Genomic DNA, 14082 nt, shown 5'->3' on the forward strand with positions numbered 1-14082 from the left:
GGCCTTACGCGCCGCCCAGGCCCCACTTCTTCAGGATGGCGTCGATGGCGCCGTCGGCCTTCAGCTTGGCCAGCGCCTTGTTGATGCGATCAAGCAGCTCGGTGTCTTCCTTGCGCGTGGCCAGCCCCAGGCTGCCCATGATCGTGGGCTGATAGGACTGCGCCATCTTCAGATTGGGGTAGTTGCCTTGCGACAGCACATACGCGGCAATGGGGTAGTCCATGAAGCCGCCCTGGATCCGGCCGGCGTTTGCGTCGCGCATCATGTCGGGCGGATTGTCGTAGAGCTTCACCTCCTTGAAGACGCCGCTCTTCTGGATGGGCTCGACGAAGGCAGTGCCCACCTGCACACCGACCGTCATGCCCTTCATGTCGGCGAACGACTTGTACTCCTTGTTGTCGCTCTTGAGCACCATCAGGCCTTCGCCATAGCGATAGACGGGCTCCGAGAAGCTCACCACCTGCTGGCGCTGAGGCGTGATGAACATTGCCGCCGACACGATGTCGATGCGCTTGGACGTCAGCGAGCCGATCAGCGCGGAAAACGCCATCGGCTCGATCTGCACCGAGAATCCGGCCTCCTTGCCGACCGCTTTCACAATGTCGACCATCACGCCCTCGATGCTGTTCGTCTTGGTATCGAGAAACGTGAACGGGCTGCCGGTGGGCGTGGATCCCACCTTCAATACCGTCTGGGCTTGGGCGCCCGCCGCCATGGACAATGCTGCGAATACAGAGACAACCAGGGTCTTGAATTTCATGACATATCCTCATCGTGGCAAAGAAGGCCGGGCCGCGCCTGGCGCGCCCGGTGGCGGCCCGCTCCCCTCGCGTGCCGCCGCATGGGTGCTGCGCGCTCAGGGCGCTTGTGACGTGTCGTCCTCCGCGGCTTGAGTGATGTTGGAGATGGCCCAGATGACCTCGGTCGTCTGGGACCCCGGATTGCACCAGCGGCGCGGCGTGCTGCTGTCATAGCAGAAGCTGTCGCCCTCCTGCAGGCGCAGGACGCGGTCGCCGACCCACAACTCCAGCACGCCCTTGAGCACCACGCCAATCTGCTCGCCCTGCCCGGTCACGAAGAGCTCGCTGCCGGTGGAGCCACCGGGCGCGATGGAGGCGCGGCACAGATCCATGCTGCGGCAGGCGGCGGGCGTGTACATCTCTTTGCAGATGCCCTTTTCCTTGAGGTCGATGTAGCGATGCGTGCCCGCGCGGGCCACGCGCCCATCTTCCTCGCCGCCCGTGTGCTCGGCGTTGCGCAGCAGGGCATTGACCGACACGCGAAACTCGCGCGCCAGGAGATGAAGGACTTTGACGGAGGCCGAGCTCAGCCCTCTTTCGATCTGGCTCAGCAGGCCCAGCGACATGCCGCAAGCCTGGGCGACGTCAGCGAGCGACCGTCCCTGCTGCTTGCGCAGCTGACGCAGTTGCTGGCCCAGCCACAGGTCGACGGCCGACTCCGGCCTGTCCGCCCGGGCGGGTGACGACGGTGCTGCACTGGCACGACGAACGGCGGCTGAGCGGCTCATATGAAAATTTCATGTGCGTGTAATTTTCAATACTAAGGAGCAGCGAAAACGCCCACAATCTAGGACCTTCCCTAGCGTTGTGGGCGTTGCAGATGGGCCGCGATGACCGTCAGGCGGCGTCCGAGGGATCGGACGGCTTGCGCGGCCGGCGACGCCGGGATGATCCCGGCTCGGCGGGCAGCGGCGTTCCGGCCAGCTCGGCCAGATATCGCTCGTCAAGCTTGCTGAGCCAGCCTTTCTCGCGCGCGGACGCGATGAGTTCAGGCCGGCGCGCCGCGGTCAATGCCAATGAACGCTCGCGCCGCCAGCGCGCGATATTGGCGTGATGACCGCTCAACAGGGCCGCCGGCACCGTTTCGCCTTCGTACACTTCGGGACGTGTGTAATGCGGGCTGTCCAACAGGCCGGACAACGTGTCATTGAAGGAGTCCTGCAGCGCGGAATCCCCATCGTTGAGCACGCCGGGCAAAAGGCGCACCGCGGCATCGATCACGGCGAGCGCCGCGATCTCGCCGCCAGACAAGACGAAGTCGCCAAGCGAAATCTCTTGCGTGACGCAGCGATCGATGAAGCGCTGGTCCACGCCTTCGTAGCGTCCGCAAATGAGAATGAGGCCATCGCTGGCGGCCAATGCCTCGGCGCCAGCCTGGTCATAGCGCCGGCCCACCGGGGCCAGCAACGCCACCGGGGCGGGACCAAGCCCCTGTCCGGCGCGCGCCTGCTGGGCGGCGTTGACGGCGGCTTCCAGAGGCCCCGCCATCATGACCATGCCGGGACCGCCGCCGTAGGGGCGGTCGTCGACGGTGCGATGGACGTCATGCGTGAAATCGCGCGGATTCCAGGCATGCAGCTGCCACCGGCCCTGGGCATGGGCCCGGCCGGTGACCCCGAGGTCGCGCACCACCCCGAACATTTCGGGAAATAGCGTAACGACGTCGATACGCATCAAAAATCCGCGGGCCAGTCGCTGTCGATACGGCGCGCGGCCAGATCGACGGCATGGATGTGCGCGCGTACGAACGGAACAAGCATTTCGGCGGGCCGGCCCTTGGCGTTCAGGAGGGGTTCGGGATTCTCGCCCTCGCCCTTCTGCAGCAGGACCTTCAACACGGCATGCGCGCCGTTGTCGAGGACCTCGCTTACCACGCCGATTCGCGTGGGTTCGCCGCTGGCGCTGGAGTACAGCGCGCAACCAATGAGATCGACCCAGTAGTATTCGTCTTCCTCGGGCGCGGGGAACGAACCGCGCGGCGCTTGCACGGAATGTCCGCGCAGCGCTTCGGCCTGATCGCGATCTGTGATGCCCTGCAGTTGCGCCACGACGGTGGCTCCCTGCGAACGGGCTTGCAAGATCTTGAATGCGACAGGCGCAGACGCGACAGCGCCCCGCGCCAATTCAGGCACAGGGCGAGTCAACCACCATTGAGACGCTGAGAGCAGCACTTCGGCGTTGGCCGAATGCGGCTGCACTTTAACCCAGCCTTTCACACCGTAGGCTGCAGTGATGCGGCCCAGCTCGACCAAATCCGTAGGCGCCGCGTTGGAGGTTGCGGCATCAGGCATTTATCGTGCTCTTTATCGGCTTGGATAGCGATGAAGCAGCTAGGAATGTCAGCTTGCAAGCGCGAGGGCTTTCAGCGTGGAAAAACTAGCCGCTCAGAATTCAGCTAAAGAATTTCAGCTAAGGATGTGCGACGCGGGCAATTAGGCCGCGGCGGAAACCTTGGCCGAGTATTCCTTGACCAGACGCTCGACGGCGGGCGACAGTTGCGCGCCGGTGCCGGTCCAGTACTGCACGCGATCCAGCGCAATGCGCAGGTTTTCCGTGCCTTCGCTAGCCACGGGGTTGTAAAAACCCACGCGTTCGATAAAGCGGCCGTCGCGACGGTTACGCGAATCGGTGGCCACCAGGTTGTAGAACGGACGCTTCTTGGACCCACCGCGGGCCAGGCGAATCACCACCATAGGTAATCCCTTGAATTAGTTGTGAAAAACGGGAAATTCTAGCACTGAAAGGAGCCTGCTGGCAAATGCGAGTGCCGAAATCTGTGATGTGGCGCGATTTGTATCCTAAAACACCACATCCGGGTATTCTACAAGCTCGAGCCCAGCCCTGCTGCGGCTCTATCTGCAGGCGCGCCGCGCGGTGGTTGCGTCCGGCGTTGCGCCGGAGGGCTCTGTCCACCCGTCATGCCGCCCCCGGCCCGTGCCTGCAGCCTGTCTCGTTGTCATGCGTTTGAGCAGTTGGTGCGTCTGAAGAGCAATCTGATTGGAGAGATCGGATTCATGTCGACCCGCGCAAAACTCTACGCCCTGCCCTTGCCGGCCTCCCCGCAACGACAGCCTTCCCCTGCCTTCCTGCCCCCTCAGCGCCCGGCCACCCCGATCGGGGCGGCTGCGCCTGCGCCTGACTGCGCTTTCCCCCACTGTCGTCCTTGAACTGGAGTGTGCACATCATGAAGAACCAAAAATCCGTCTTCGCCCCCGTCGCGCGCCTGGCTGTGGCTGGATTGCTGGCGGGATCCCTTGCGCTGCCAACGGGCGCGTCCGCACGGGTGATGGGTGCGGCGCTGACGACGGCATCGGGCCAGGTGACCGCCGTGGACCAGGCAAGCCGGACCCTCACCTTGCGCGGCGCCGATGGCAACACCGTGGAGATCGTTGCCGGACCGGATATCCGCAATTTCAAGCAGATCAAGCCGGGCGACACCCTGACGCTGGACTACTACGAGTCGATCGCGGTGGATGTGCGCCCCGCGGGCTCCGGCGCGCCGGAAGTCGTGACCGAGACCGCGGCGGCCCGTACCGCCAAGGGCGCGATGCCAGGCGGCGCCATCGGCCGTCAGACCACGATCACGGCCGAGATCTGGCACATCAATCGAAGCGCGAATCTGGTCATCTTGAAAGGCCCCCAGGGCGGCCGCCGCACCATCCAGGTCAGGGACCCGGCGCTGCGCGAGAAACTCCAGCAACTGAAGGAAGGTGACCTGGTGGACTTCACGATCACCCAGGCGGTCGCAGCGGCCATCCACCGCTAGCCGACGCCGCCAGGATGAACAAGGCCCGCTGCGGGAGCGGGCCTTTGTTGATAGCGCGATGTGGTGCGGGTCAGCGCCGGCGCAGGAAATGCACGCACCGCCCGTCGGCTTCCTGCTGCGCGACCAGCGCATTGCCCGTCTGACGAGAAAATGCCTGAAAATCGCGGATGGCGTTGCGGTCGGTGGTGATCACGCGCACCACCTGCCCGCTTTCCATCTGCGCAAGCGCCTTCTTGGCGCGCAGGATGGGCAACGGACAGGTCAGGCCGCTTGCATCGACTTCTTGGTCGAACACCGGCGCCTCGGCGCCGGCATCGAGACGGGAATCGACGTCGCTCATCAGAGGCGCTCGTCCACCCACTTCTGCACACCGGCGATCGCCGCGGGCAGCGCGGCGATATCCGTGCCGCCGCCCATGGCCATATCGGGACGGCCACCACCCTTGCCGCCCACCTGGCCGGCCACGAAGCCCACCAGGTCGCCCGCCTTGATGCGGTCGGTCAGGTCGGCCGTGACACCGCCCACCACGCTGATCTTGCCGTCGGCCGAGCCAGTGGCCAGCAGCACGACGGCCGGCTTCAGACGATCCTTCAGGTTGTCGACCATGCCGCGCAGCGCCTTGGGATCGACGTCGCCAATGCTGGCCGCCAACACCTTGATGCCCTTGACGTCGACGGCGGCGCTGGAGGCCAGGTCGTTGCCGGCGCTGGCCGCAAGCTTGTTGCGCGACTGCTCAAGTTCCTTTTCGAGCGCCTTGACCTGGTCCTGCACCTGCGCAATGCGCGCCGGCAGGTCGGCGGGCGTGCTGCGCAGCATGCCGGCGACCTGGGTCAGCAAGGCGTTCTGGTTCTGCACCCAGGCCAGCGCGTTGTCGCCGGTGATGGCTTCAATGCGGCGCACGCCGGCGGCCACGCCGCCTTCGGAAACGATCTTGAAGAGACCGATGTCGCCGGTGCGGCTGACGTGCGTGCCGCCGCAGAGTTCACGCGAAAAGCCGATGTCGAGCACACGCACGGTGTCGCCGTACTTTTCGCCGAACAGCGCCATGGCGCCGCCCTTGACCGCATCGTCATAGCCCATGACCTGCGCGACCGTGGGCTGGTTGGCCAGGACTTCGGCATTGACGATGGCTTCGACGCGGGCAATCTGCTCGGCCGTCAGCGGCGCATCCTGCGCGAAGTCGAAACGGGTCTTGTCGGGATCCACCAGCGAGCCGCGCTGCTGCACGTGCGCGCCCAGCACCTGGCGCAAGGCCTTGTGCATGAGGTGGGTGGCCGAGTGGTTACGCACCGTGCGGGCGCGGCGGATGGCGTCCACCCGAGCCAGCAGCGTGTCACCGACGGCCAGCGAGCCGGATTCCAGCGTGCCGTGATGGCCGAACACACCGGACTGGATCTTGAGGGTATCGGCAACGGCAAAGCGCACGCCGTCGGCTTCCAGGAGGCCGGTGTCGCCCACCTGGCCGCCCGACTCCGCATAGAACGGGGTGGCGTCCAGCACGACGACGGCGCTCTGGCCGGCCTTCACTTCCTGGACTTGGGTGCCATCCACGTACAAGGCCGTGACCTTGACGTTGTCCAGCTCAAGCTTTTCGTAGCCTTCGAAACGCGTTTCGGCGCCTTCGTAGCTGAGGCCTTCGGCCATCTTGAACTTGCCGGCGGCGCGGGCCTGGTCGCGCTGACGCTCCATGGCGACCTCGAAGCCGGCCATGTCGACTTCGACTTCACGTTCGCGGCAGATGTCGGCCGTGAGGTCGACGGGGAAGCCATAGGTGTCGTACAGCGTGAACAGCGTGGTGCCGTCCAGCACGCCGCCCTTGGGCACATTGGCCAGGGCGGTGTCGAGGATGCGCATGCCGTGTTCGAGGGTTTCGCCGAAGCGCTCTTCTTCCTGCTTGAGGACCTGGGCCACACGCTCGGCGGCGGCTGCCAGTTCCGGATAGGCCTCGCCCATTTCGGCAACGAGATCCGGCACCAGGCGATGGAAGAACGGCTTGGTCTGGCCCAGCTTGTAGCCGTGACGCAGCGCGCGGCGCACGATGCGGCGCAGCACGTAGCCGCGGCCTTCGTTGCTGGGAATCACGCCGTCGACGATGAGGAACGAGCAGGCGCGGATGTGGTCGGCGATGACCTTGAGCGAGTTGTCTTCCAGATCCTTGATGCCGGTTTCGCGCGCGGCGGCGGCGATCAGGTGCTGGAAGAGATCGATTTCGTAGTTGGAATGCACGCCCTGCAACACGGCGGCGATGCGTTCCAGGCCCATGCCGGTGTCGACACAGGGACGCGGCAGGCGCGGCATGTTGCCGGCGGCGTCGCGTTCGAACTGCATGAACACCAGGTTCCAGATTTCGATGTAGCGATCGCCGTCTTCTTCGGGGGATCCCGGAGGGCCGCCCCAGATCTCGGGACCGTGGTCAAAGAAGATTTCGGAGCAAGGACCGCAGGGGCCGGTGTCCGCCATCTGCCAGAAGTTGTCGGACGCATAGCGCGCGCCCTTGTTGTCGCCGATGCGGATGATGCGCTCGGTCGGCACGCCCACTTCCTTGGCCCAGATGTCGTAGGCCTCGTCGTCTTCCTGGTAGACGGTGACCCAGAGCTTTTCCGCCGGCAGCTTGTAGACCTGCGTCAAGAGCTCCCAGGCGTACTGGATGGCGTCGCGCTTGAAGTAGTCGCCAAAGCTGAAATTGCCCAGCATTTCGAAGAACGTATGGTGGCGGGCGGTGTAGCCCACGTTCTCCAGGTCGTTGTGCTTGCCCCCGGCGCGCACGCTGCGCTGCGACGAGGTGGCTCGCGTGTACGACCGCGATTCCTTGCCCGTGAAGACGTCCTTGAACTGGACCATGCCCGAATTGGTGAAGAGCAGGGTCGGATCGTTGCCCGGGACGAGCGACGACGAGGGAACAATGGTGTGTCCCTTGGACTTGAAGAATTGCAGGAACTGCTGGCGAATCTCGGAGGATTTCATCGTGGATGAAGCAGAATTTAGGGCGAATCGCCAATTATAGAGGGTTGGCAGGAATACGCGGGGAATGGGCTGGACGGCGGTTACCGGACACAGACGTAACCGATGGTCCAGCCTTCGGTTCCCTTCCAGACGCCGCCCGAGGACACGACGACGCTCTCATAGCCCGTCGGGCATGCGCATTGGCCCGTGCGGGGGTTGGCCGTGGAGATGCCCGTGTAGTGGAAGCAGCCTAGCGGGTAATTCACGCTGAAGGCGCCCCCAAACCCGCCGCTGGCCTGCATCCAGACCCCCGATTCGCAGGAAAGCAGCTGCCCGGCGGCGGATTTGGCAAGGGCGCCGGGCTGCGCCCCGCAGGCGTGGCCCGGGACTTCCCGGGCGCCCACGTTGACGTATCCGCCCGTCTCCACGCTGCCAGCGACTGTCAGCCCGCCCTGCAGGTCCGGATCGCGCGTGTCGCGCATTTTCACGTAGCCGCTCAGGTCGGGCAGCCCGGCGCCAGCGCCCGCCCACAGGGCAAGCGTGCCCGGCGCATGCGTGGGCGCGCCGGCGGCCAGGGGATTGGGAAACCCATACGCGGCGCCGCGCAGTTGGGCTGGCGCCTGCGGCCACACCGCCCCGCCGTAGCCGTCCGTGGATGCAACGACGGATGCCATGGCGACTTCGTCCGGCACTTGCGACCCTTTTTTCAGCAGGGGCCTGTCGGCGTAGACGATGCCGTCCAACCGGCAGGGATCGCCCGGGCAGGTCTGGCTGCGAGCGATGTGGATGTCCGCGCCGAAACCCAGCGCCGACTGATTGGGAAAGTCGGCGGGCAACAGCCCCTGGGCGCTCAATTCCGCCAGGCTGGGTCGCAGGGCCTGCGCGAACAGCGGCTGGCCTTCGCCATCCAGAGGCGGCTTGCCTTCGGACAGGGCCTCGGCATGCCGCGACAGCATCTGCGTCACTGCCAGGCGGATTTGCGTCATCCAGACGCCCGTGGACCGGGCCGCGGACGCTTCGATGCGGTGAACGACTTCGTTGGAGGCCCAGATGGCCACGGCGGTGGTGATGGCCAGCGCCAGCGCCATGCCGATGAGCGAAAAGCCCCCCTGCCGCCGCCGGACGGCGGGCGGCCGCCGGCGCCATGCCGGCACGCCTGGGGCGCAGCGAGGCGCGCTCATCTTGCAGTGAAAACGAAAGTGTTCACGTCGCCCTGGCTGCATTGCGCCTGCGCCTGTGCGGCGCGGTACGGCGTGGCGGGAGTGGCGATCGAGTCCTTGACGACCTTGGCGCCGCTGCTGCCGCTGATGGAAATGATTTCGGAGACCCGCTGCAAGACGGACGCCAGCGCCGGGCAGGCGGCATGGCTGACGTTGGTGAGCGTCAGGGTGAACGCGGACCCCATGCCCGCCCCGTCAACGGAGGCCGGTTCAACCTGGACCACGCCGCTGCCGCTGGTGCCGCTGCCTCCCAGGCCGTGGGCCACGCTGGCCGCCGCGCCCGTTCCCTGCACCGACAGCACGGTGGAGTCGCGCAGCGAGTTGGCCAACGCACCGGTATCCAGGCCGGTGTAAGGCGTCACGCCGCCGCCCTGGGCGTTGATTTTCATGCTGGCGACGAAGCGCTGCAGTTCTTCGCCTACCTTCGGCACCTTGTTTTCTATGACGTAGCCGCCAATGGCCGGGATGCCGACGATCGCGATGAGCAGGACGATCGCCGTGACGATGGACACCTCCATCAACGAAAACCCCTGCTGCTTCCACCGGGCGCATCGGAAAACTCTGACTCTTTTCATGAAGATCCTCTTTGATAAAAGCGCGCGGCGAGCCGCGCAGTTGCCGCCAACCGGCGATCCACTACTGGCTGGCATAAAAATTGGTCAACGCCAGGCGCAGCTCGTCGATCACCGCGTAGTGCCACAGCGTGATGCCCAGCACCGTGGACAACGAGGCAATCAGCAATGACCAGCGCAGCACCATCGCCTGCCGCCGCACTCGGGCCAGCAGGCGGACCTCCACGCGCTGGCGCACGCGGGCCAGACCCGGCTCGACGCCCAGCGCATCCATCAGGTCCGCCATGTACCACCAGGTCTGGGCATCCAGCAGACCAGTGCCGAAGATTTCCGCGCCGCTGGCGCCGCCGTCGATCCGGCTCAGCATGGCCTGCAGGTGCGCCAGCAGCCACGGCGAGGCGTCGCGCGCCTGCACGGACAGCGCGTGTCGCAAACGCGTGTCGGCTGCGCCGTGCTGTCTGATGAGCACGGCCAGCAGCGATAGAAAGCGGATCGCCTGAAAATCGCGATACAACCGCCAGAGCAGCCAGCGGTCGAGCACGGCGCGGATATCGCCCGTGAAGTTGGCGAGCGACCAGAGCGCCAGCATGACCGCGCCGAATATCAGGACAACCCACAGCGCAAGCCATTGCTTCAAGCCGCCGGCCAGCGCGAACAGGCCACGCGTGAGCGGCGCGTAGTCTTCGGCGGGCACGGCCTGGAAAACCTGCTGCAGCCTAGGCACGCTGAAAAACGGAATGGCGCACAGCAATGCGAAAGCGACGATGGCGGCGATCACGCCCGTGGCCGCCGCCGACAGCAATGCCGACCAGGCCTCGGACGCCAACCTGACGGCGCGCGCCAGATCGCGCAGTGCAGCGGCCAGATCGCCGCCTTCCTCCTGCACGCAACTGAGCAACAGGCATTCGCCGTGCGGCAGCGTGTCAGACCACGCAACGCCCAGGTCGCCGCCTGCGCCCAGATAAGCGGCGGCCCAATGCTGGCAGAGGCGCCCGCGCACGGTGTCGGGTCCGTAGCGGCTGGCGTCGTCCTCGAAGATGTCGCGCAGGCTCTTGCGCCCTTGCGTGCCTTCGACGACATCGGCCAGGTATTCGTAATAGTCCGCACGCTGCGCGCGAAATCGCAGCGCATCCAGCCGCAGCCGGTGCTGGCCGGCCGACGACGCAGACCAGCGCGATGCGCGCGCTATGACGTCAGCCATGACGGACTCCCTTGGACACGGCCGCGCGGGTCGGCGCAGGCGCTGCGGCCAGCACTGAAACGGCCGACACCGAACCCAGCGTCGGCAAGACGGGCAGTTCGAAGCGGCGCAACAGCGTGCGCGGATCGATTTCTCCGAGGCTCGTCCGGTACAAGGCGCAATCCAGCGCCCGCGCGCCGCGCAAGGCGGCATCGCGCCAGGCGCCGCCTATTGCGGGCTGGAACTGCTGCTTCAAGCCGTGGTTGTCGCGCCGCCGCACTTGCTCAAGAAAGCCCTGCACGCGATCCGGCTCGATCATTTCGGCCGCGACACTGCGTCCCGCCGTGCCGTTCAGTTCCGGCATGTGGTCGCGCCGGCACGCGGGGCAGCCCGCCTCGTTCCTGACCTTGAGCGACGCCGCGTCCAGGTCGTAGGTGTCTTGCATCGCGCGCACCCAGCCGCGCCAGTCCCAACCTTGCGCCTGCCGAGCCGGGACGCCCGACCACAGGCTGTCCACCGGTAGCGCGCAACCGGGGCACAGGCGTGGCAGCAGGGTCTGGTAGATGAGCAGTTTCAGGATGCCGGGCGAAGCCAGAAACTCTCGGGACACACCGATGGCGTCGGAGGCCAGGCGTTCGGGAATCATTGCGGCCGACCCGGCGTGTGTGGTGGCGTACAGGCTCACCCCCGAACTGGCGAGGTCCATGAAGGCGCGGCCCGTCTGGATATCGCGGACCTCGCCGATCAATAGGTCGTTCATGGCCGAGCGCTTGATGGTCTTGAGCTTGGCGTCCAGCGTGGGCCACGCCGCGTCCGCCAGCGCGCCGCTCAACGTGTTCTGCAGCGCGTTGCCGATGTGGTATTCCACGGGATCTTCAAGCGTGATGACCTTGCGTGTTGGCGAGATGCCTCGCATCAGCGCGGCGATGGTGGTGGACTTGCCCGAGCCGACCACACCCGCCAGCACGATGGCGCCGCCCTCGCGTTCGCGCGCCCGCAGCAACGTTTCGGCCTGCGCGGGCAGGTAACCCAAGGCCAGCAGGTCGCCGTTGACGGTCGCGTCCAGCCGCAGGATCCGCAGGCACACCGAAGGCCCCGCGTCCGCGGCCAGGGAGGCCCAGCGCAACACGATGGGCGCGGCGTCCACGGTCAGAGAAATGCGCCCCTGTTGCTCGAGCGCCGGATCGAACACCGCGCCGTTGCCGCCGCGCACGTCCATCCACGCCACGGCCAGGACCTCGAGCAGCGTGGCGCTGGAAAGACCCGCGAACCGCTCGGCGCCGACATACTCGCCGTGGATGGTATAGCGGATGTCGCCGCCGTCGCGCCGCTGGTCCACGTTGATGTGCACGTCGCTGGCGCCCTGCACCACACCCCAGCGGATGATGTCGAGGAACAACGCAGCCAGCGCCGAGGCGCGTTCGGCCGGGTTGGCCTTTGCCAGGCGCCCCGGTCCGGACGCCGTGTACTGGCCTCGCGCGATCATCAGCAGAAGAGGCGCGGGAACGACGTAGCGCGCGGGCCGCGCCATGCGGTAACCCGCTGCTTTCACCATCCGTTCGACCTCATCGATCTGGTCGCCAACGGTGTATTCCTTGACGGCGAAGATCGCAGCCTGGCCGCCTTCAAGCAACACCGGGCAGAGGCGGCCGGCCAGCGCCGCCAGATCGAACTGGCGGCTCAGCGCGCGCACGAAGGCCGGCTCCATGCCAGCGATGTCTTCAGGCGTATGCAGTTCGGGCGGGCAAGCAGGCATTGCCGAAGCGGGCAAGGTGTGCATCGGCATCAATGGCCCCTTCCTGCATCCAGACAAGCCGACTGCTCGCGACCGTCGCGCTGCAAGCGCACGCAGGCGCCGTCGACGGCCAGCAGGCGATACGGCGCCACCAGTGCGCCGCCTGCCACGGGATCGGCACGGCCGGCCCGGTAGCGCAGCAAGGTCCCGTTGACGACGATGTCCACGCTCAAGGCGCGCGCCGTGCCGAATATCGCCGTCACGCGGATGTCGTCTGCGCCGTGTGCAACGGATGGCGCCGAGGCGCTCTTCCCTTCGCCCACTCCGCAAAGGCCCGGCACCCGGCAGTCCGCCAATGCGGCCGCGGCATCCGCCCGCAACAAGGTGCGGACGGTCTCGACCTCTGGCCAGGGTTGGGGCGTCTGCGCGTGATCCACGGCCCGGGCTTGGCCTGCCGAGACCGCCGCGGCGCTCAGTGCAATGCGGGCCAGCATGTGCCCGACTGCGCGTCTGCGCGGGATGCAAAACTTATTCCTGTTCATAAAGATCCCCCTGCAATTCAGCGACAAGCGCACTCGCGACGAGGCTGGGCCGCGGTTGCGGCTGCACATTCACCACAAGGCGCGACCAGCGGGCAGCAGGCACTGGCCCCGGCAGCAACGCCATGGAGCGCAATGGCCCATGCAAGACCAGGCTGCGCCTGCGAACAAGCGGCGTTCCCCATCCGTCAGCGCTGCCGGGCGACGCAACGGCACGCGCCGCGGCAGGCAGCCGCGGAATCAGCGGCACGGCTGGCGACAGCGCAACGGAAGCGAATGCGGGACGCAGCCCTTGCAGCCCCCCTGCCACCCGCGTGTCCACGAGCATCGACGTGGGCAACGCCAGGTCGGCCACACGGATGGGCGCCGACGCCACGCGCCAGGCCAGCGTGGCTTCCTCGAGCGGCTTGAACGACACCTGCCAGCCGGCGGGCAGTAGCGCGTGCAGCCCGTGATTGGTGGCGAGCGGGTGAGCCCTGGCATATACGGCCGCGCAGTCCCATTGCTGCGCGGCGGCCTCGCATTGGGCGCGGCGCAGCGCCCAGCCCTGCACCTGCACAGGCAACGCCGCCACGCTGGCGAGCAGGCGCGTGAGGTCCGTGGCGGGATGGACCGTCGTGCCTTGCAGCATCGCCTCGTACGCATCGGCCATCGGGTCTCGAATCGCGGCGGGCTTTGGTGGGGCAGCCGGTTTGCGCGCGAAAGGGGCGACGCTCGCGTTCCACAACGGTGGCGCGATGGCGGCAAGACCGATGCAGGCAAGAAATAGACGCAGGGCGGCAGGCAGTTCGGCCCAACGCGAAGGCAGCACCGTCAGCGCGGCGCCAGACTCCACCGTCTGCGTCAATGCCGCCCACACCTGATCCGGCGAATGTTCCGTCAGCGACGGACGCTGCGCGAGCAGCGCGCGCTGTTCCGACTGTGCATCGTCCAGCGAATCGAACACCCTGTCCGTCTGCGACAGGACTGCGCCGCCATGTGCGGCAACCAACCAATGGCGTCCATCCGGCAGGCGAACCAGACTATGGCCGCCCTCGGGATACAGCAGGGCGAACAACTGCGCGGCCGATTGCGGCGGCGTGGCGCCCGGTGACCGCGCGCGGCGCCAGGGCCGCGCCGCCCGCCGGCCCGGCCGCCCCCGCCCATACCCCGCGACCATCGCCGGCGATCCGCCCACGACGTAGTGCGTGGCGCGCAGGCGGCGCCCCCGGGATCGCGCGAGCTTGGGGACGTTGGAGCCGATGAGCGCAAACCAGCGCAGGCCAAACGCCAGCACGCGATCCGCACCGGGGCATTCGATCAGCAGAAATTGAGGGGCCCGGTTCAC

14 protein-coding genes are annotated in these 14082 nt (G+C 66.7%); 1 reads left to right on the top strand and 13 read right to left on the bottom strand.

The genetic code is table 11. The annotated features are described in order from the left end of the window. Positions 1-4: 4 nt before the first annotated feature. From FBY20_RS02045 to rpsP, 5 genes are all read right to left on the bottom strand, one after another. Positions 5-760: an ABC transporter substrate-binding protein gene (locus FBY20_RS02045; protein ID WP_056315679.1), complete on the bottom strand. Its 756-nt coding sequence runs from the start codon at positions 758-760 to the stop codon at positions 5-7. A gap of 96 nt (positions 761-856) precedes the next feature. Further along, positions 857-1528, bottom strand: coding sequence for a helix-turn-helix domain-containing protein (locus FBY20_RS02050; protein ID WP_142049690.1), 672 nt, complete (start codon positions 1526-1528; stop codon positions 857-859). Between the two features lie 109 nt (positions 1529-1637). Next, a complete protein-coding gene (gene trmD, locus FBY20_RS02055; protein ID WP_142049693.1) occupies positions 1638-2474 on the bottom strand; it encodes a tRNA (guanosine(37)-N1)-methyltransferase TrmD in 837 nt (278 codons plus the stop codon). Further along, positions 2474-3091 (bottom strand): ribosome maturation factor RimM, encoded by a 618-nt coding sequence (gene rimM, locus FBY20_RS02060; protein WP_142049696.1) that lies wholly within the window; start codon positions 3089-3091, stop codon positions 2474-2476. Before rimM ends, trmD begins: the two co-directional genes overlap by 1 nt. Before the next feature lie 141 nt (positions 3092-3232). Further along, positions 3233-3493, bottom strand: coding sequence for a 30S ribosomal protein S16 (gene rpsP / locus FBY20_RS02065; protein ID WP_008165084.1), 261 nt, complete (start codon positions 3491-3493; stop codon positions 3233-3235). A gap of 491 nt (positions 3494-3984) precedes the next feature. On the opposite strand from rpsP, the gene FBY20_RS02070 reads away from it, so the two are divergent. After that, positions 3985-4566, top strand: coding sequence for a hypothetical protein (locus FBY20_RS02070; RefSeq protein ID WP_062842037.1), 582 nt, complete (start codon positions 3985-3987; stop codon positions 4564-4566). Positions 4567-4636: 70 nt separating this feature from the next. Here the strand turns inward: FBY20_RS02070 and FBY20_RS02075 are convergent, their stop codons facing one another. From FBY20_RS02075 to FBY20_RS02110, 8 genes are all read right to left on the bottom strand, one after another. Then, positions 4637-4906: a sulfurtransferase TusA family protein gene (locus FBY20_RS02075; RefSeq protein ID WP_056315665.1), complete on the bottom strand. Its 270-nt coding sequence runs from the start codon at positions 4904-4906 to the stop codon at positions 4637-4639. Next, on the bottom strand, positions 4906-7530 hold the full coding sequence (gene alaS / locus FBY20_RS02080; RefSeq protein WP_056315663.1) for an alanine--tRNA ligase: 2625 nt from the start codon (positions 7528-7530) through the stop codon (positions 4906-4908). The genes FBY20_RS02075 and alaS overlap by 1 nt, the downstream gene beginning before the upstream one ends. Positions 7531-7610: 80 nt before the next feature. Further along, on the bottom strand, positions 7611-8690 hold the full coding sequence (locus tag FBY20_RS02085) for a prepilin (protein WP_142049699.1): 1080 nt from the start codon (positions 8688-8690) through the stop codon (positions 7611-7613). Continuing rightward, positions 8687-9304, bottom strand: a complete 618-nt coding sequence (locus FBY20_RS02090; protein WP_142049702.1) for a type 4 pilus major pilin — start codon at positions 9302-9304, stop codon at positions 8687-8689. The genes FBY20_RS02085 and FBY20_RS02090 overlap by 4 nt, the downstream gene beginning before the upstream one ends. Before the next feature lie 61 nt (positions 9305-9365). Beyond that, positions 9366-10502 carry a hypothetical protein gene (locus FBY20_RS02095; protein ID WP_056315658.1) on the bottom strand — a complete coding sequence of 379 codons (1137 nt, stop codon included), beginning with the start codon at positions 10500-10502 and terminating at the stop codon, positions 9366-9368. Next, positions 10495-12261 (bottom strand): ATPase, T2SS/T4P/T4SS family, encoded by a 1767-nt coding sequence (locus FBY20_RS02100; protein WP_174245461.1) that lies wholly within the window; start codon positions 12259-12261, stop codon positions 10495-10497. Before FBY20_RS02100 ends, FBY20_RS02095 begins: the two co-directional genes overlap by 8 nt. 5 nt (positions 12262-12266) lie before the next feature. Then, positions 12267-12710 carry a hypothetical protein gene (locus FBY20_RS02105; RefSeq protein ID WP_255452208.1) on the bottom strand — a complete coding sequence of 148 codons (444 nt, stop codon included), beginning with the start codon at positions 12708-12710 and terminating at the stop codon, positions 12267-12269. Positions 12711-12744: 34 nt separating this feature from the next. Then, the gene (locus FBY20_RS02110; protein WP_255452209.1) at positions 12745-14082 is read right to left on the bottom strand and encodes a hypothetical protein; all 1338 of its coding nucleotides are present in this window, start codon (positions 14080-14082) and stop codon (positions 12745-12747) included.

Origin of the sequence: Achromobacter sp. SLBN-14 (genome assembly GCF_006715415.1) — a bacterium.
Taxonomy (GTDB): domain Bacteria; phylum Pseudomonadota; class Gammaproteobacteria; order Burkholderiales; family Burkholderiaceae_B; genus Achromobacter; species Achromobacter mucicolens.